We start from the raw sequence: 18,942 nt of genomic DNA, 5'->3' as shown, positions 1-18,942 counted from the left end.
TATTCGAAAACAGCTTTAATAAAAAGTAACAAATTTACTCAGTATTAGAAAGATCATTTTTATTTAAGTAAATCTACCTTGTATCAATTATAACTCCGCAAAACATAATAAAAGTACGAAAAGGTATTTACTACTTTAGTGAGTTAATTGTTTAATTAATCAAAAGGTTAATTAATAAGGTGATTAACTAGGAAGTAGACCAAGCATAATGCTTGGCCTATTGGTGTAATTATTTATGTAATTACTAGCAAGCTAGGTTAAGGGCTTTAAAGTAAGTTTGCTGTGAGTGATATTTCAGCATTCATTAGTTTAGAAATAGGGCAGCCTTTTTTGGTTTGATCGCATAAAGCTTGAAACTGCTCGTTTGCAATATCAGCAATTTTAGCATTAACTTCAAGCGCAATGTGGGTAACAGCAAAACCATCGTCTACTTCATCTAAGCTAACTACCGCTTTGGTATCAATGTTGTCGGCGGTAAACCCTGCTTCACCTAATGCTAGCGATAATGCCATACTAAAGCATGCACTGTGCGCCGCAGCTACTAATTCTTCAGGGTTTGAGCCGGGTTTATCTTCAAAGCGGGTATTAAATCCGTAGGGTTGATTATTAAGCGCGCCACTTTGCGTAGAAATACTCCCTTTACCTGTTTTAATATCACCAGACCATTTTGAGTTTGCAGATTTTTTAATTGTCATCATCTTCTCCTTATTGCATTGGCGGTAAGCTTTTCATACTAGGTGAGTGTTATTTGCAAAAATAATCACAAAATAGCTAAAAAGCGTTGTATTTATAAGGTTAGTGCAAGATGAGCGCCAGCTATTATTGCTTATTGCACTTACAGCGCTTTGAGCAGTAAATAACATTGTCCCAGTCGCGTTGCCATTTTTTACGCCACGTAAAATGTTTATTGCAAATGGGGCATGTTTTTTGAGGTAAGCTTTGCTTTTTATGAGCCATCGTTAGTGGTTTTATTTTTTACTTGGCTTGTTTTTGCTGTAATTGCTACGTGCCTTCTAAGAATACTTCCTATGGCGCGTTTAACATCTGCTCGCTCGCGGTATTGCCATAAACGTTCGCGCGCTGCTTTTGAGGCTGCTGTTAAATCAAGCATGGGCTCGGGGTAATCTTCCCCTAGCTTAAAATCGTTAAATAGCGCTTCCATAGGAGTTTGTTGCCAAGGCTGGTGTAAATATTCAATAGGGAGTTTTTCAAGTTCGGGGCACCACTTTTTAATAAACGCGCCTGTTGGGTCTTGATCTTCCGACTGCTTTATTGGGTTGTAATGCCTAATGGTATTAATGCCAGTTACTGAGGCTTGCATTTGAATTTGCAGGTAGTGAATTCCTGGTTCAAAATCTAAAAAGTAATTAGCAAGAGGAAAGCTTGCTTGCTGCCAGCTTATATTTAAATGATGTGTTACAAAGCTTACAAGCATGGCGCGCATTCTAAAGTTTATATAACCTGTGGCTTTTAAACAGCGCATGCAAGCGTCAATAATTGGAATACCTGTTTGACCTTGCGCCCAGCGTTCAATATCGCTTTTTACATGTTCGTCATCACGATACGGAAATACGTGATAACCCGGATTAAGTGCTAAAAACTCCATAGAGCATTCGCTTTCAAACTTTTGCATAAAGTGGCAGTGCCAATGCAAGCGCGATACAAACGCAGCAAGTGGGCGCTTCCAGCCTTTTTTATCAGGATGTTTTGAATGATATTTGTCAAAGGCCATTTGGTACACTTGCCTAAGGCTAATGTTCCCCCAGGCTAAATACGGCGAGAGCCGAGAGCAATGTACTTGGCTCAAACTTGGGCTTGATATTCCTTTTTGATAACCTTTACCGCGCTCGGCAAAAAAGCTCTGTAATACAGTGCGTGCTTGCAGCGGGCCGCCTTGTTGAAAACTGTCGTGATTTTGGGTGTAAGCGCTTGGCAGCTCAGGTGCTTGGTAATTATTGAGGGTAATTGTTTTTATACTTTTCCAATTAGGAACCGCGATAGGTGCTTGCATTGTTTGCTGCCAGCGCTCGTTCCAATTATTACGATTTTTTTTGCCGCGAATTACTGCGCCTGTTTGCGACTCCTGCCAATTAATGCGGTTATGTTGGCACCACACTTTAATGGCTTTATCGCGCTCAAAGGTATTGTTTAAACCTATTTCTTGATGGCTAAAAATATTAACTATTTCAAACTGCGTCTTTAACGATTCAAGTAAGTCACCCATGTTTAAATTAAATATATAAACGCAGGCATTAAAGCGTGTTAGTTGATTATTTAACTCAACTATTGATTGATATACAAAGCGCCAATGCCGCTCATTGTAGTGTGCATCTTCAAGCATTAATGGCTCAAAGTTATAAAGTAGTAGGGTAGGTAAGCCGTTACTAAATGCATTTTTTAATGGTTGATGATCGCTAAGACGTAAATCGCGTTTAAACCACACTATGTTTATTTTCATATAATTTGTTTATTGCTTTAAATGGAGATAAAAATTAGTTTGTTATTTAGCTAAGTCAGCCAAGCCTATACGTAACTACTTTGAATTAAGATTTAGTTTTAATGTATTAAAGGGAAAAGTATGTTTTTAGATCTAACCGAAAACACCAGTCAAAATGTTTACTCCTACTTAGTAGGCGCAATAAGCCCTAGACCAATTGCATGGATAAGCACATTAAATAGTGAAGGTATTGCGAATATTGCGCCTTATTCATTTTTTACTGTGGCTAGCTGCAAACCACCTGTTTTAAGCGTTACGCAAGTAAACCCAAGTGATAAAACGAATAAAGATACGCTCAGTAATTTAATGGCAACTAAAGAATGTGTGGTTAATATAGTTAGCCAAGAGCTAGTTGAAAAAATGAATCAAAGTTGTGCAAATTATCCTAGTGATATAAGTGAATTTGATGCAGCTAACATCGCCCAAGCTCCAAGTCTGTTAGTTAACGCGCCAAGTGTTGCCGGTTCAAAAGTACGGTTTGAATGTAAGTTACGCGAGGTTATTAGCATTTCCAATGAGCCTGGCGGCGGAAAAATGATGTTATTGGATGTAGTGGGTATTTGTATAAACGATAGCGTGATGAGTAATGGCTATATTGACCCTGAATTATTAAATGCAGTGGGCAAAATGGGCGGCGATTACTTTAGTACAACCAAAGATAAATTTGTGCTCAAAAGGCCACAATTGTAATTTTAATGTAGATTCTTCCTTAGTTTGTGCACATTGTTTGCACTTTTACTTGTTAACTTTGTTTTATTAAACGTTAATGTAAAGGTTCAAACATTGAAAACGCACTCTAAAACAAAAACCTCGAATGTAGCTAAGTTATTCGCATTAAGTGCACTTTGCATCGCTTTAAGCGCATGTAATAGCGATTCAACAAGTGCAACTATTGAAGGCGAAATAGTCAGTAATGCAGCTCCAACAGTTAATGCGGGTATTGATCAAATAGTTAATGCGGGTGATACCGTTTATTTAAACGCTACGGTTGAAGATGATGGTGAAGTATCGGTTAGCTGGTCGCAAACATCGGGCACAACCGTTAGTTTATCTTTAAGTACTGCAACGTCAACAGAGTTTGTAGCACCTGAGGTATTAACCGACGAAGCACTGATATTTGAACTCAGTGCAGATGATGGCACTAATGATGTTGTTATAGATAGTGTAACAATTACTGTGCGTGCATCATCAGATTATACTAGCAATACCAATACCAGTGCAAAGCTTGCTAGTTGGCTAATTAACAAGGATACAACTTCTACTTATATACAAAATAATGGTGCAGTGGTTGAAGATGTGCAATCAGTTGAAGTTGTTAGCGTTGCACAAGATGATGCTGACGTTGAATACATGTACGTGCAAACCACAGATATTCCAAAATATGACGTAACGCTTACACAAGAGTAAGTAGACGCGCTAAATAACCGCCCACGTGTAGCCACCGATTTTTATAACGGTGTAACCTCAGCAGCAGTAGGGCAAACAATCTCTTTTGGTGAAGACATAGGTTATAACAGCAGCACTGAAAATTGTAATGATACAGGCGGTGCAGGCTATTGGCCTCCAGGACCTGGTTGTCCGACTGAACAAGCTGTAGAAGCGTACTTTCCAATAACACCCACCGATTTACCTGACACCGAAACCTGTGAAACTGGCCTAGGTACAGTTGGTTTAATGGTTAATGGCACCAGCATATTTAATTGGGGCGATGGTATGAGCTACGGTAATAATGTTTGGTATACGTTAGCGCCAATTGCCGAACAATACGATGTGGATGTATGTGGCGGACACGCTGCTAACGGAGAATATCATCATCATTTTTACACGAGCTGCTTAGCTGATTTACTTGAAGATGATGGCGATGCGCATTCACCAATTTATGGTTTTGCAGCTGATGGCTACCCACTTTATGGCCCTTATGAAAGTAACGGGCAACTTGCATTAAGCGGTTGGGAAATGCGCGATTATGGTGCATCAACAAGCGAGGGCGGTTGTGGTACGCAAGGTGAGCGAAGCTGTACTTTAGTCAATCAATACGATATTAGCCAAGGTACACAAATAAGCGATACAGGCCCAGCTATTGGCGCAGAAGTAACAACACTTTCAGGTAATACATTAAATGCCGACGACGGTTATTATTTTGAAGATTATTACTACGCCCAAAAAACAGTAGCAGGTGCACAACTTGATGAGCATAACGGCCACGATACCAACGATGATAAAGGTTATCACTACCACATAACACTTTCGTTAGACAGCGATGGTAAATTACAGCCTTCGTTCCCTTATCAAATTGGGCCACGTTTTAAAGGTCAATTAGCTGATAATTCAATTGGTCGCTGTGATACGGGCGAAACAATGGGTCCACCACCAAGAAGGTAAGGAGTAACTATGCGTTATTTTAAATACGCATTGATCCTAACTACTGCTGTGCTATTGAGCTTTAAGCTCTTTGCGCAGCAGGAAATGATGGATCATAGCCATATGCCTATTGCAGTACCAAACGCTGCACCCACACCGGCACTGAGCCTTAAGTTATTAAAAGATAGTATGTCGGGTTATAACTTAATTTTAGATACACAGCGTTATGATTTGTCTGTGCCGCCAGAGGGCACGATGAACATGCAACAAATGATGGTTGCGACAACAAACCAAGACACCGGTTTTTTACAAGGTCATGCTCATTTATACATTAATGGGGTTAAAATACAGCGAATTTACGGACAAGCGTTGCATTTACCTGCTAACTTATTTAAAACGGGTATAAATACCGTATCGGTTACTTTAAATAATCATGGTCATATGTATTGGACCGCTCAAGGTAAAAAAATAGTTGCTACGCTGTATGTTAACGACCAAACCAAAGAGTTTATAACATACCGATTTGAAAGCTTTCCTAGCAAGGTTAAAAATACGCATTAATGAAAATTCATAATAAACTTTTTTTAATACTATTTAGTTTTACCTTTAGTGTTATTGCAGGGATGGTAATACTTATACAGTGGAGTATAGGGCAAGGCGTTATTGATTTTGTTAATGCAAAAGAGATAAAAGCATTAGAACCACTTACGCTACAACTTGCAAAGCAGTATCAAAAAACGCCCTCGTGGGAGTTAGTTATTGGCGGCGACAAAAACTTTAGAATGCTTATAGAATCGCAACTAGAAAACAGCCAGTTTTTATCTAAGTTACCAAAAAGCCCTGATCCAAGAGGGCGAATGATGCGCCGGCCACCACCATCCGAGCATATTGTTTTAGGCGCGCGCCGACCACCTCCTGAAAATATTGCTCATTATGCTTTGCTTGACGAAAATAAACAGCGAATAGTGGGCAGGTATTTAAGTAATTTAAACTATATGACTACAGCCATTACAGTGAATAATAAAGCGGTTGGTTATTTAGCTGTATCCAAAAGAGATAGCTTAGTTGATGGCTACGAACTTGATTTTTTACAGCAGCAAACAAACTACTTATGGTTTATTGCTTTAGCGGCGGTACTGCTTACATTACTGGTTACCTTTTTATTATCTCGGCATTTAGTTAGCCCAGTAAAACAAATAGCTAACGGTATGCACCGCTTAACGCAAGGCAATTACGAGACTAAGCTGACCCTAGATCGAAAAGACGAACTAGGGCAGTTAAGCGAGGATTTTAATACGCTTGCATTTACGCTGCCAAAGACGAGCAAGTACGTAAACGCTGGCTTGCCAATATTTCTCATGAGCTTAGAACGCCAATGAGCATTTTGCTTGGTGAGCTTGAAGCTATGCTACTTGGCATACGCGAGCCAAATGCAAAAAATATAAACTCGGCCAACGACGAAGCCCTGCATTTAAAGCGCTTAATAGACGATTTGCATATGCTCAATAGCGCAGAGTTAGGGGGCATGCATTACACTATGCAAGCTACTGATATGGCATTGTTATTAAATACTATTGAGCAAAAATATCAGGTTATACTTGAGCAACATAATATAAAGCTTTACCTATTAAATGCTGCAAAAAATATAACCGTTCAAGCAGATAAAACACGCCTTTTACAGTTATTCGATAATATTTTAATGAACGCAGTGCATTACGCACAATGCTCTACTATTTCATTAACGGCGAGTAATATAAGTATTAAAGGGCAAATGTATTTACAGCTTATTATTGAAGATAATGGCGTGGGGGTTGAGCCATCGCATTTATCGCACTTATTTGAGTATTTATACCGAGTAGATAGTTCGCGAAATCGCCAAGAGGGCGGTTCGGGTTTGGGGTTATCTATTTGTCAGCACATAGTTAAAGGTCATAAAGGCGAGATTAAAGCTGAAAAATCTAGTTTAGGCGGTCTTGCTATCATTATTAAATTACCCTTATTTAAAGCTTAGAGGACACTATGCAAGAGCAAATACTGATTGTAGAAGATGAGGTTAAGCTGGCTAACTTAATAAGCGATTTTTTAACAAGCCATCATTACATAACGCATCAAATACATCATGGTAATGAAGTACTACCTTGGCTTGAAATTAACAAGCCTAGTGTGATTTTGCTCGACATAATGCTACCTGGTCAAAGCGGAATTGAATTGTGTAAAGCAATTAGGCAGTTCTCTAATGTGCCTATCATTATGGTGTCGGCAAAGGTAGAGGAGATTGACCGATTACTTGGGCTTGAATTAGGAGCCGATGATTATATTTGTAAGCCTTTTAGTTATGCGGAGCTGGTGGCGCGTGTTAAAGCTATTTTAAGGCGCTTGAATAACGTTGAGCCAAAACCAATGTTATGCAACTTGATGAAAGCACCTACAGTGTAAAATACAAAGCAGCAAGTATTGAGCTTACCAATGTTGAGTTTCAGTTATTTAAGCCCTTGTTTAACAACCCTAACCGTATTTATTCGCGCGATAGCTTAATGGATACTATGTACGCCGATCAACGTATTGTGAGCCAGCGTACTATTGATAGTCATATAAAAAAATTGCGTAAAAAGCTGGAGGAATTAACCAAAACCGACAGCGTTATTCAATCGGTTTATGGTGTTGGTTATCGCTTTGTAAATCCACAGCAGTGTAATTAACAACAAAATGTTTGATTAATTAGCATAATACGATGCGTTAACGTAAGTAATTAATAGCCACTTTAGCTATTTACTCGCATTAGCATTTCGCTATCATTTTAAATTTATGCATTAGCGATATACATTATTTTAACTTCCTCATTATTTGCACATTATTTGCATTTTTACAGCGTAATCTTTTGTTATTAATTAAACAAAAGGTTACGAGCATGAAACACTTATCATCACTTACAATTATTACACTATTGTCGGTTGCTTTTTCAGTAAATGTTGCAGCAAGAGGCAGCGATAGCAAACCACCTAAACCTGATTTTTCAAGCATGGATACCAATGGCGATGGCGTAATTAGCAATGCAGAGTTTAGCGCTAAAAAACCACCACACGGCGAAGACGCACAAACAATTTTTGACGAAATAGATTCAGATGGTAATGGCGAAATTAGTGAGCAAGAAGTAAATGATCATAAACCACCTCGTCGTAAGCGTTGAAAGGATACTGTAATGATTAATAATATTAGCAGTAATTCTGCAAGCCTGGTGCAGCAACAAAGTAGCCAAACCGCAAAGTTAACAACAGCACAAAGTGACTTTGTAAAACAAACACTCGCTGAATTCGATGCCGAAAATTTAACGGCAGAAAACGCGCTAAGTATTCAAGCTGCACTTAAAGAGCAAGGTATAGCGCCAACAAAAGAGTTGGCTGAGCTAATGGGCGAGTTGGAGTTTGACGCTAAAAGCATAGGTGATGATGCTCGACCTGAAGGTCAGCGCCCGCCACCACCGCCTAAAAATTCAATTGAGCAAGTAAATACTAAAGATGTAGTTAGTTATTTAGATGAGTTGTTAGCGCAGTATTCAAGCCAGTTAAATGACGAAGATAAAAGTTCTATTTTATCGGCGGTTCAAGAAAAGTTTGCTTTATCACAAGGTGATTCGATACTGAGTGTTAAAGCGTAATTATAAATAAGGCAACACCTAAACTAAAAAATCAGCTATTACAGCTGATTTTTTAGTTTATCAATAACAGCAAGGTTAAAAGTCACTACTACTGTGGCGCTCTGCTAGTTGCTCTTCTTCAGGTCCCCATGTGCGGTTAACGCGACGACCACGTTTTACGCCAGGGCGTTTTGAAACCTGTTTAGCCCAACGTACAACATGAGTGTATGAGGCAACATCTAAAAATTCAGCTGCATCATAAATGTCGCCAAGCACTAAAGAGCCATACCAAGGCCAAATTGCGATATCGGCAATTGAGTACTCAGCTCCTGCCATGTATTCGTTTGCACTTAAATGGCGGTTTAGCACGTCAAGCTGGCGCTTGGTTTCCATGGTGAAACGATCAATAGGATATTGCATTTTAGTGGGTGCATAACTATAAAAGTGGCCAAAGCCACCACCTAAGTACGGCGCTGAGCCCATTTGCCAAAATAGCCAGTTACGACATTCAGTTTTAGCTTTTAAATCTTTAGGTATAAGCACATCAAACTTTTCTGCTAGGTATTGCAGTATAGAGCCCGATTCAAAAATACGCGTTGGCGGCGTGGTTGAATGATCCATTAACGCTGGAATTTTTGAATTTGGATTAATATCAACAAAGTCAGAACCAAACTGATCACCATCACCTATGCTGATTAAATATGCGTCGTATTCTGCATCGGTTAAGCCCAGCTCTAACAGCTCTTCAAACATAATAGCGGCTTTTTGACCATTTGGTGTAGCAAGCGAATAAAGCTGAAATGCGTGCTCGCCAATAGGTAAGGTTTTGTCATGAGTTGCGCCGGCAATGGGGCGATTAATGCTGGCAAATTTACCGCCACTCTCACTGTCCCATGTCCAAACTTTGGGTGGGGTGTATTGATTTTGATCACTCATAAAAATAACCTCTGTTTAAATGAAATACATATAAAAAAATATATGTATTAATAAATGTGGCCATTAAAATAAATTAAAGGCGAGTTTTTTGACTTTTAATTTTGTCGGATTTTGCTAATTTATAGCCTAAAAATAATCCGCTCAATGCTCCAAATAAGTGGCTTTCAAACGAAATATGCAAGCGCTGTGGTAGTACACCCCAAACAAATCCGCTGTAAAGTAGGGCAACGACAACAGCAATAACAATGGATTTAAATGAACGTCTAATTACGCCATAGCAAAGTATAAAACCCCACAACCCATATATAACGCCACTTAAGCCAACATGAATATTACTACGACCAAATGCCCATACTAAAAAACCACCTACTAATGCGGTAAAAATAAATACGTTATAAAAACGCTTAACGCTGTATTGGCAAATCAACCAACTTAAAACCATAAAAGGCAGCATGTTACTGGCAAAGTGCCACCAACTGCCATGTAAAAATGGCGCGCTCAGTATGCCAATTAAGCCATTAATGCTGCGCGGATAAATGCCAAAACCATTAAGATTAATGCCAGGTAAGCTATTAATTAGCTGTAACACAAAGCAAATTGTAACAATACTAAAAATAGCGAAGCGTTTGCTTGTTAGTAATGACCGTGTGGTTGGCTTGGTTGCCATATAATCGTCCTAGTTGAGCTTAATAGTTGCCAGTATAGGAATTGTATTTGCTAATGCAAAGCAATTAAAAAAGCACAGCATTAAATGCTGTGCTTTTTACTTATAAATCGTTATTAACCTAGTTTGGTTAGTAGCTTTTTAGCAGCAAGTTCTGAGCTTGCTGGGTTTTGACCGGTAATTACTAGGCCATCTTCGAGTACAAGTACACCCCAGTCATCCGTTTTTTGATAGTCGCCGCCTTTTTTAATCAGTTCGTCTTCTACTAAAAACGGCACTATGTCGGTAAGTTGTACTGCCGCTTCTTCACTGTTAGTAAAACCAGTTACTTTTTTACCAGCAACAAGTGCATTACCATCGGCATCTTTAGTATTCAAAAATACGGCACTGGCATGACAAACAGCCGCTACTGGCTTTTGCTCTTTAATAAAGCTTTCAATAAGTGCAATAGAGTCGGTGTTTTCTACTAAGTCCCATAGTGGGCCGTGGCCACCTGGGTAAAATACCGCGTCAAAATCTGTCGAATTTACTTCACTAAGCACTTTGGTATTGGCCATTAATGTTTGTGCGGCGCTGTCTGCGTCGTAGCGTTTAGTTGCATCAGTTTGAAAATCAGCAAGAGTACTTGTAGGGTCTATCGGGGGCTGGCCGCCATTTGGCGATGCAAGAGTGACTTCAACGCCTGCATCTCTAAATGCGTAATAAGGGGCTGCGAATTCTTCTACCCAAAAACCTGTTTTTTCACCTGTGTTGCCCAATTCTGCATGTGAGGTTAAAACCATAAGTATTTTTTTAGCCATTAGGATATTCCTTTTGATGATTTAAATTAGTTAACTTTGCTACCAACTACTATATGCACTAATAATGCTTTAAACAACGATGATAAATTTAACTTTATTGATTCAATAATTGATACAATAATACAGTGGATTTAGGAGATGTTATGAAAGTGTCGTTTGAGCAGTTAAAAAGTATGGTGGTGTTTGCACAAATTGTAGAGCAGGGTAGTTTAACCGCTGCGGCTAAGCATTTAGGTTTAACGCGTGCGGTGGCAAGTTACCATTTAAAAAAATTAGAAACCCAACTTGAAATTACCCTACTAAATCGCTCAACACGCACTATGGCATTAACAGAGGCGGGAGTGGCGTATTACGAGCGCTGCAGAATAATTACTGAGCAAGCCAATGCGGCAAATCAACAAATAGAAAATATAAAAAGTGAGCCTCAGGGGCTGCTCAAAATTAGTTGTCCGGTAAATGTAGGGATGCAATTAATAGTGCCTGCTATTAATAGCTTTAAACGCCAATACCCCAAAATTAACATAGACCTACAACTTAGCGATGATGTAGTTGATATTATAAAGCATGGTTTTGATTTTGCCATTCGTGGGGTGGCGCTAAGCGACTCTAATTTACAAGCAACGAAACTCACAACAATGAGTACCTGTATTTGTGGCTCGCCAGATTACTTTGCTCATTTTGGCAAACCTAAAAACCCTGTTGAGTTAGCTCAGCATCAATGGGTGGTGTATCAATTGGGCAGTAAAACGTTAACCTTTTCAAAAGAAGGTAAAAAATACGACATTACAATGCAAGGCGGTTTAAGTACCAATAACGCTGCTGCCCGTACTGCTTTTGTTGAAGCCGGGCATGGCATAGGCCGTATACCGCTGTACGATGCGTGGCCTAAAGTGCAAGCAGGGTTGCTAGAAATTATATTAGACGATTACAAAAGCAAAGATATTGAGCTTTATGGGGTGTTTCCGCCAGGCGCAGCAGGCTCTAAAAAATTGCGGCTATTTATAGATTATTTAAAAGCCTACTTTGTAAAACAACATACTGCTTTAGGCATGCTAAAAAATATTTAACATGAACGCTGGTTAAAAGATTTATTATCCAGCGTTTGGATTAATTTAATCATCTAATTTATAAAGTGCGGTTAAATAATGCCACAGCTTGTTGATACATACTTATTGCAAGCGCTGCGTCGTATCGCTCACCTTCGTCGCGCATAAAGGCATGTTGTGCGTTTACTTCTTGCCATTGGTAATTTATACCCGTATTAACGCATTGCTGATAAATTTTAGTGCGGCCTTCTTGCGGCACATGTGGATCTTGTTTACCCCATATAAAGTGAATTTCGCCTTGTACATCAGCCATACGTTCAAATGAATTATTACCTGCTTTTGCCGGTAATGTATTACTGTGAATATCGGTTGCGTATAAACAAAATGCAGCTTTAATTTCAGGGTTTAATGCGGCTCTATATGCTAAATGCCCACCAATACATACACCCATTACACCAAGCGTACCTGTGCAATAGTTTTGTTGTTTTACAAAGTCGATCATGGCTTGGGTGTCGCTATCGTGATGCTCTAAAGGTTTAGCCCATTTGTCGGCATTACCTTTGTCTTTACCTGCGTCGTCGTAAGCGAGCACAGTGCCAATAGGATTTAACTCATGAAATACTTCAGGTACTAATACTACAAAGCCATAGCTTGCTAAAATAGCGGCGCTGCGGGCAATAGGGGCGGTTTGCTGAAAAATTTCAGAGTAAAAAATAAGTGCAGGAAACAACCCTTGCGCCTGAGGGCGGTATATAGTGGTTCGCATCAACCCTGTAGGGGTAGGCAAGTCGGCGTTATGTTGTTCGATGATCATAATTGCGCTCAGTTATATAAATTTATATGGTAACTGAGCGCGATAAAATATACGACTAGTTAAAGACTAGCAGGCATTTTATTGCAACTTGCGTAGTAGCTTACGGTTGCTGGCCAGTCGGAAAATATAGCCATTACGCCAACATCTTGCGCAAGTACATCAACTACTTTCATCATGTCGCCATCGTTATTTATTACATCAGCAATTGATTGATAATAATAGCCACCACCTTGGTTAAGTGGACCTGATCGCTCAAGGCTCCATGCAATAAGCTCTAAGCCTGCAGCTTTAGCGGCAATTGCGTATTGTGATGGCACAATATTGCTTTCGTTATCTATTTTTAACATCATCCAAATAGGCGGGGCTAAAATTTTCACCCCATTAGCAACCAGTTCATCCATGCTAGGTTGCCATGTTTGTGGACTACTTGGATCGAACCCAGCATCGCTATCGCGCCCGTCAAGATAGACACTTTGATCAGCAAAATCAGGATTGTTGTTTATCCAATATTTTACGTCATCAAGATTAAATGATTGCGGGTATACTCGCGACGCCGGTATATCCATTTGAGTGTATTCATCTAACATTTTTTGCGCGTATTGCTCTTGCGTCATGCCTTTAAAAGGCATGCTAACTTCTGGTGATTTAAGCTCAGGGGTCATTTTTACCCCGAGTGCTTTAAATAACGCAATACTTTGTTTATGCGTCATTAATGTGCCATTAGTTGCGTATAAGTCGGTGCGCCAACTAGGTGTGCCCTGCATATACTGTGCAACAGTAGTTGCTTGAATGTTTGCACCATCCATTTTGCCTTTAAGCGTTAAAAACTCGCTCAAGCTAATGTCGCTAGTACAGCACTTTGCAGAGGCGGTTACTGCGTTTTCAGCGTCGGCGGGGATAAATGGTTCGCTGCATTTAGCAGCTAATTCAGGAATGGCTAAAATATTGGTTGTGGTGTGTAAATCGCATTGTGAATGGCGACATACAAGCTCATTATCGTTTGTAAATGTAACATCGCACTCTACAACACCTGCGCCCATTCTTGCTGCAGCAGTGTAGGCTTCTTTAGTGTGCTCAGGGTACTGCATAGACGCACCGCGATGCCCAATTGAAAAGTCGGTGCGATAAAAAGGGCCTTCACTACACGATTCTAATTGTGCCTTTAAATCACCAGCGTCCATATCGTTAATTAAATAATAAGGACGCGTACCCAGTTGAGTATTTTGTTTGTTAATTAGGGTATTGCTACAGCCAGTAATTATAAAAATAAAACAGGCGACTAAAATTATTTTACCGAGCATTTAAAACAACTTTAAATTATTAAGATGCTGTAAGTGTAGCGCTATTTTATGGCACTTTTATTAAAGTATTGATTCACCAATAATGCAGCTAAAATAATTCCAGCACCAATAGCTAGCCTGAATAAATCGGCATCTCTGTTCCAAATAAGCACATTAACAATAATACCAGCAGGGATCAGTAAGTTATTCATTACCGCCAGCGCCCCCACATTTACTAAGGTAGCCCCTTTGTTCCAAACAAAATAACCAAACCCAGACGCTACGATTCCTAAATAAATAAGCACGCTCCATTGAGTTGTGGTTGTCGGTAGTTTATCGGTATTGCCAAACAGCAGGTAGCACACTAAAGCAACGCACAAAGCGCCGATAAAAAACCAACCGAACACCGATTTGTGCTCAAGAGTACTGTTACTCATTAAGCGTTTATAGGCCACTTGGCCAATGGCAAAGCACAGGTTAGCCGCTTGGACTAATAATAAGCCAAGCAAAAAGTCGCTACTTATGCCTTCATACCTAATGGCTACCGCGCCGCCAATAGCAATAATAGCAACAATAAAAAAGCGAGGGTTAAAGTGTTTTTCTAAAGCATCGTTTAGTAGGGTGATATAAAGCGGGGTCATCACTGTAAATAGTAGTACTTCAGGCACGCTTAAATATAAAAATGAGTGATAGTAAAAGCTGTACATAGCACCAAGTTGCACTGCACCAATAAGCATTAATTTTAACGCCAATGGTTTAGGAGTCTGTTTAACCTTTAAAAACGGTAAAAAGATTAATGCAGCCAGTGCAATGCGGATTAGCACACTAAACCATGCATCAACTTGGCCTGCTAAATACACACCAATTAAGCTAAACGAGAACGCCCATAATAGGGTGACGGCAAACAAGTAAGCCATGGTTTTTATAACTCCAAATAAAACAACGAGTTTAACCTAGATAATAAAAAAGGGTAATAGTCCACTTGATAAATAAGTGGACTAAAAAGTAACTATTGTGAACTTACAAATTGCTTTGCTTGTAGTTTTAAATGCTCTAGCGCTTTTTTATTGTAGTAGCGGTTATGGCTAATAACGCCTTGTAATGATTGCGTGTTACGAATATCAACTAACGGATTGCGCGCTAAAATAATAATATCTGCCACTTTACCTACCTCTAAACTGGTAAATTGCTGCGTTTTTCCTAAAAATTTAGGCCCAGCTATTGTGGCACTTTGTAGTGTTTGTAACGGGGTAAGCCCATAATCACTAAAAATAGCGAGTTCTTGATGCAACGACAATCCCGGATAAATATAAGAATTTAAAAAACCGGCGTCGGTACCTGCAATAATTGATACGCCAGCTTGCTGCACCCAAGGGAGTAATTTTGCCGTTTTTATAAAGCGCTCTTTGCGTTGTGTTATTTGCTCAGGGGTATCTTTATTTGCGCGATCAACTCGCCATTGGTAGGTGGCTTTTAATCCTTTGCCTAAATAATTTAGGTACTCGTCTTGCTGATGGTCGTTTTCATCAATGTAGGCCGTAATTTGGCCGCCAATTAAGGTAGGCACAACAGCGGTATTATTTTTTGCGAGTACGCGATATTTTTTCATTGCTGTGGCTTTGTCAACATGCTCAGTAATAATTGGCAGCGCACTGGAGTAGCTCAGTATACCTGATTTTACCTTAGCAGAAATTTCTTGTTCGTTATCGGCGGCGGCTTTTAACATGTAGGTCATATGCTCAATCGCATCAAGCCCTGCGTTTGACACATCGGTTACCGAAAGCGAAAAAGGAATATGCCCCGAAATTTGATAACCGCGCTTTTTAACTTCTTTTACTGCTTGTAAGTATAACTGTGGCGTTAAAGCGCTGTCGGTAATTTTAATAAAATCGACATTCATGGCCTCAAGTTTATCAATGGCGGCGTGCATTTCTGCGCTGGTTTCTACTTCTAAGTCGCCAGGCCAAATTGAGTCTTTACCTTCTAGCTTTGGCCCTGAGGTATAAATAGTAGGGCCTATTAATGTGCCTTGATTAATTTGCTCGCGCCATTGTAATACCGATTCACTTAAATCAGCGGCTGCATCGCGCACTGTGGTTATGCCATAGGCTAAATATAACGGCAGTAACTGTTTGTTTTCTGTTATTAGTTGCTCACCGCCGCCAAAGTGTACATGCATATCCCAAAGCCCAGGCATTACATATTGACCACTGGCATCAATTTGACTCGTAGCGCTGTAACGTAAATTTAGCTCATTGCCGCCGCGGGCTACAATAGTAGAGTTTTTGATAACAATGGATTGATTAGCCGTAATTTGCCCTGTCATCATATTAATTACATTGGCGTGGTTAATAATAATGTCGGCTTGTTGTTTTTGAGTCACTTGGTTACAAGCAGCTAAAATAAGCGTGATGGGGAGTATTAATATGAGTTTCATAGCGGCACCTGAATTTTTTATTCAGATTAACATAGTTGTTTAAAGTGGTATTTTCTTTGAGTTAAAAGGTTATAAAAGTGGGTTAAGTTAATGGCAATAAAAGAGCCCGCAAGCGGGCTCTTTAAAAGGTGTTAATTAGTTAACTAATTAGTCTACTAAACCACGGCGCTTAAGAAGTGCGTCGGTAGTTGGTTTTTGACCTCTAAATTCAATGTAGCTTTGCATTAAGTCGCGGCTATTGCCTTTAGATAGGATTTCTTTACGGAACTTATCGCCATTTTTGCGCGTTAAGCCACCGTTGTTTTCCATATGGGCAAAGGCGTCGGCTGCAAATACTTCAGTCCAAAGGTACGCGTAGTAACCTGCAGAGTAACCACCGGCAAAAGTGTGGCTAAAGTAGTTTGATTTATAACGCGGTGGTACAGGGTAGTAAGCAATACCATGTTTTTCTAGCGCGCTTTGCTCAAACTCTTCTACATCAGCTATTTTTTTATCAGAACCAAATGAATGCCATTCCATATCAAGCAATGCCGCAGCTAAGTACTCAGTAGTACCAAAGCCTTGGTTGAATTTTTGTGATTCTAACATTTTGTTAAGCAAGTCTTGTGGAATTGGCTCACCAGTTTTGTAGTGCTTAGCGTAGTTAGCTAATACAGTCGGTTCAATCATCCAATCTTCATTTGCTTGAGAAGGAAACTCAACAAAGTCACGCGCTGTTGCTGTGCCCGCTAGACTTGGGTACTTAACATCTGAGAATAAACCATGCGCCGCATGACCAAACTCATGGAACAAAGTAGATACTTCGTCAAACGTTAATAATGTAGGCTGACCTGCTGCTGGTTTTGGAATGTTTTGCGCGTTGTAGATAACAGGTTTAGTATTTTTTAAACCACTTTGTCCTACGTATGCACTCATCCAAGCACCGCCACGCTTACCTTCACGTGCGTATGGGTCCATGTAAAATAAACCAATTGCACTGCCATCAGCATTAAATACTTCAAAGGTAGTTACATCTTCGTGGTAAACCGGCAGATCTTTACGTTCTTTAAAAGTAATACCGTATAGTTTTTCCATAGCGAAGAATAAACCATTATGAATTACCGATTGTAATTCAAAGTAAGGTTTAACTAGGGCTGGGTCTAGGTTGTACTTTTCAGCACGTACTTTTTCAGCGTAAAAAGCCCAATCCCACGGTTTAAGTTCAAAACTTTCGCCAGAATCGTTAATTACTTTTTGAATTGCTGCAGCTTCAATTTTTGCTTTTTCAACTGCTTTAGGTGCAAGGTCATCTAAAATGCCGTAAACATTTTCAGTGGTTTGCGCCATACGCGAAGTCATTACATAAGAAGCCCAATCTTTATAGCCTAAAAGCTCTGCTTTTTGAGCGCGAAGGTTGGTTTCTTTAATAATAATAGGGCCGTTAGTTTTAGCCGCACGCTTAGTTGAAGCTGTAAACACTTGCTCGCGTAAGTCGCGGTTTTCTAGGCTACTTAAAATTGGCTGCTGCGTGGTGTTTACTAAAGTGATCATGTAACCGGTTTTGCCTGCTTTTTTAGCTGCATCGGCTAGGCTTGCAATTTCGCCTTCAGAAAGACCGGCTAATTTACTTTTATCGGTAACAACAATTACATCTTCTTTAAACGATTTTAAAACGTTTTGCGAAAATGCCGTTGAAAGCTTAGCAAGCTCAGAGTTAATTTCACGCATTTTTGCTTTTTCAGCGTCGTTTAATTTGGCACCGGCTTTAACAAACTGTTTGTAGTAAAAATCAACAAGACGCTGATCTTCTGCATTTAGTTTGCTTTTATTGTCGTAAATAGTTTGTACGCGTTTAAATAATGCGCCATTTAAGTAAATATCGTCTGAGTGCGCTGAAAGTACAGGCGCCATTTTCTCATCGATACGTTGATATTCACTGTCAGAAATTAATCCTGATAAGTTATAAAATGCAGTAGATACGCGATTTAATAACTCACCCGACAGCTCCATTTCAACTAACGTATTTTTAAATGTAGCTGGGGCAGGGTTGTTAGCAATTGCTAATACTTGTGCTTTATGCTGAGCAATACCGGCATCGAAAGCAGCTTCGTAATCTTTAGTAGAGAACTTATTAAATTCTGGTGCCATATATTGTAATGGGCTTGATTTGAACAATACATTGTTTGCGTTAATGTTTTGCACTTGTGTAGCGCTCTCTTTTGCCATGTTGTTTGAATCGTTTGATGTACAGGCAGATAATACTAAAACACTAGCAATAGTAGTGGCGATCAATGTTTTACGCATAGTAACTCCATAAAAATATTAGCCGAAATAGGCTGTGCGAGTCGAAAAACACAGTTAACTTATCAAATTTAGAGTTATATACAATCATGTTTATCGGTATTAAGCGGGATTTAAACGCAAATTAGCGAATAATAGAGGAAAAGGTGGGTAAAAGTAGCTCTAAATATAAACGTTTGAGCTACTTAGTTAA

Annotated in this window: 16 protein-coding genes and 3 pseudogenes; 8 read left to right on the top strand and 11 right to left on the bottom strand. The window is 39.5% G+C overall.

The window, feature by feature from the left end; translation table 11 throughout:
• Positions 1-266: 266 nt before the first annotated feature.
• The 3 genes from AAEY55_RS00995 to AAEY55_RS00985 all read right to left on the bottom strand — a co-directional run bounded on the left by AAEY55_RS00995 (position 267) and on the right by AAEY55_RS00985 (position 2,458).
• A complete protein-coding gene (locus AAEY55_RS00995) occupies positions 267-695 on the bottom strand; it encodes an OsmC family protein (protein WP_197182172.1) in 429 nt (142 codons plus the stop codon).
• Positions 696-819: 124 nt separating this feature from the next.
• The gene (locus AAEY55_RS00990; RefSeq protein ID WP_182678345.1) at positions 820-957 is read right to left on the bottom strand and encodes a DUF2256 domain-containing protein; all 138 of its coding nucleotides are present in this window, start codon (positions 955-957) and stop codon (positions 820-822) included.
• Positions 947-2,458 carry a cryptochrome/deoxyribodipyrimidine photo-lyase family protein gene (locus tag AAEY55_RS00985; RefSeq protein ID WP_182684390.1) on the bottom strand — a complete coding sequence of 504 codons (1,512 nt, stop codon included), beginning with the start codon at positions 2,456-2,458 and terminating at the stop codon, positions 947-949. Before AAEY55_RS00985 ends, AAEY55_RS00990 begins: the two co-directional genes overlap by 11 nt.
• Before the next feature lie 120 nt (positions 2,459-2,578).
• On the opposite strand from AAEY55_RS00985, the gene AAEY55_RS00980 reads away from it, so the two are divergent.
• The 7 genes and pseudogenes from AAEY55_RS00980 (at position 2,579) to AAEY55_RS00950 (ending at position 8,513) form a co-directional block, all read left to right on the top strand.
• Positions 2,579-3,187, top strand: coding sequence for a flavin reductase family protein (locus tag AAEY55_RS00980; RefSeq protein ID WP_011328856.1), 609 nt, complete (start codon positions 2,579-2,581; stop codon positions 3,185-3,187).
• Positions 3,188-3,220: 33 nt separating this feature from the next.
• Positions 3,221-4,879, top strand: a pseudogene (locus AAEY55_RS00975) (YHYH protein).
• A 9-nt stretch (positions 4,880-4,888) separates the two neighbouring features.
• Positions 4,889-5,419 (top strand): hypothetical protein, encoded by a 531-nt coding sequence (locus tag AAEY55_RS00970; protein WP_350549684.1) that lies wholly within the window; start codon positions 4,889-4,891, stop codon positions 5,417-5,419.
• Positions 5,419-6,869: pseudogene (locus AAEY55_RS00965) on the top strand (ATP-binding protein). The gene AAEY55_RS00970 and the pseudogene AAEY55_RS00965 overlap by 1 nt, the downstream one beginning before the upstream one ends.
• An 8-nt stretch (positions 6,870-6,877) precedes the next feature.
• Positions 6,878-7,557, top strand: a pseudogene (locus AAEY55_RS00960) (response regulator).
• A 209-nt stretch (positions 7,558-7,766) separates the two neighbouring features.
• Positions 7,767-8,045: an EF-hand domain-containing protein gene (locus AAEY55_RS00955; protein ID WP_350549681.1), complete on the top strand. Its 279-nt coding sequence runs from the start codon at positions 7,767-7,769 to the stop codon at positions 8,043-8,045.
• A 12-nt stretch (positions 8,046-8,057) separates the two neighbouring features.
• On the top strand, positions 8,058-8,513 hold the full coding sequence (locus AAEY55_RS00950; RefSeq protein WP_350549678.1) for a hypothetical protein: 456 nt from the start codon (positions 8,058-8,060) through the stop codon (positions 8,511-8,513).
• A 75-nt stretch (positions 8,514-8,588) separates the two neighbouring features.
• Here the strand turns inward: AAEY55_RS00950 and yghU are convergent, their stop codons facing one another.
• From yghU to AAEY55_RS00935, 3 genes are all read right to left on the bottom strand, one after another.
• Entirely contained in the window at positions 8,589-9,428 is an 840-nt protein-coding gene (yghU, locus tag AAEY55_RS00945; protein ID WP_192532113.1) for a glutathione-dependent disulfide-bond oxidoreductase, read from the bottom strand.
• A gap of 73 nt (positions 9,429-9,501) precedes the next feature.
• Entirely contained in the window at positions 9,502-10,095 is a 594-nt protein-coding gene (locus AAEY55_RS00940; RefSeq protein WP_192532112.1) for a rhomboid family intramembrane serine protease, read from the bottom strand.
• Positions 10,096-10,208: 113 nt separating this feature from the next.
• Positions 10,209-10,892, bottom strand: coding sequence for a type 1 glutamine amidotransferase domain-containing protein (locus AAEY55_RS00935; protein WP_350549676.1), 684 nt, complete (start codon positions 10,890-10,892; stop codon positions 10,209-10,211).
• Between the two features lie 143 nt (positions 10,893-11,035).
• Here AAEY55_RS00935 and AAEY55_RS00930 point away from each other — a divergent pair, with 143 nt between their 5' ends.
• Positions 11,036-11,959 carry a LysR family transcriptional regulator gene (locus tag AAEY55_RS00930; RefSeq protein WP_350549673.1) on the top strand — a complete coding sequence of 308 codons (924 nt, stop codon included), beginning with the start codon at positions 11,036-11,038 and terminating at the stop codon, positions 11,957-11,959.
• A gap of 58 nt (positions 11,960-12,017) precedes the next feature.
• On the opposite strand, the gene AAEY55_RS00925 is transcribed toward AAEY55_RS00930, so the two are convergent.
• The 5 genes from AAEY55_RS00925 to AAEY55_RS00905 form a co-directional block, all read right to left on the bottom strand.
• Entirely contained in the window at positions 12,018-12,752 is a 735-nt protein-coding gene (locus tag AAEY55_RS00925) for a dienelactone hydrolase family protein (protein ID WP_350549670.1), read from the bottom strand.
• A 59-nt stretch (positions 12,753-12,811) separates the two neighbouring features.
• Complete coding sequence (locus AAEY55_RS00920; protein ID WP_350549667.1) at positions 12,812-14,053, bottom strand: glycerophosphodiester phosphodiesterase family protein; 1,242 nt, start codon at positions 14,051-14,053, stop codon at positions 12,812-12,814.
• 41 nt (positions 14,054-14,094) lie between these two features.
• Positions 14,095-14,949: a carboxylate/amino acid/amine transporter gene (locus AAEY55_RS00915; protein ID WP_011328843.1), complete on the bottom strand. Its 855-nt coding sequence runs from the start codon at positions 14,947-14,949 to the stop codon at positions 14,095-14,097.
• 92 nt (positions 14,950-15,041) lie between these two features.
• The gene (locus tag AAEY55_RS00910) at positions 15,042-16,469 is read right to left on the bottom strand and encodes an amidohydrolase family protein (RefSeq protein ID WP_086998837.1); all 1,428 of its coding nucleotides are present in this window, start codon (positions 16,467-16,469) and stop codon (positions 15,042-15,044) included.
• Positions 16,470-16,616: 147 nt separating this feature from the next.
• On the bottom strand, positions 16,617-18,752 hold the full coding sequence (locus AAEY55_RS00905; protein WP_208834135.1) for a M3 family metallopeptidase: 2,136 nt from the start codon (positions 18,750-18,752) through the stop codon (positions 16,617-16,619).
• Positions 18,753-18,942 lie beyond the last annotated feature (190 nt).

This window comes from Pseudoalteromonas sp. 120-MNA-CIBAN-0494, from assembly GCF_040308885.1.
GTDB lineage: Bacteria > Pseudomonadota > Gammaproteobacteria > Enterobacterales > Alteromonadaceae > Pseudoalteromonas > Pseudoalteromonas nigrifaciens.
The sequence above is the reverse complement of the archived record's forward strand: the minus strand, read 5'-3'. Positions and strand labels throughout refer to the sequence as shown.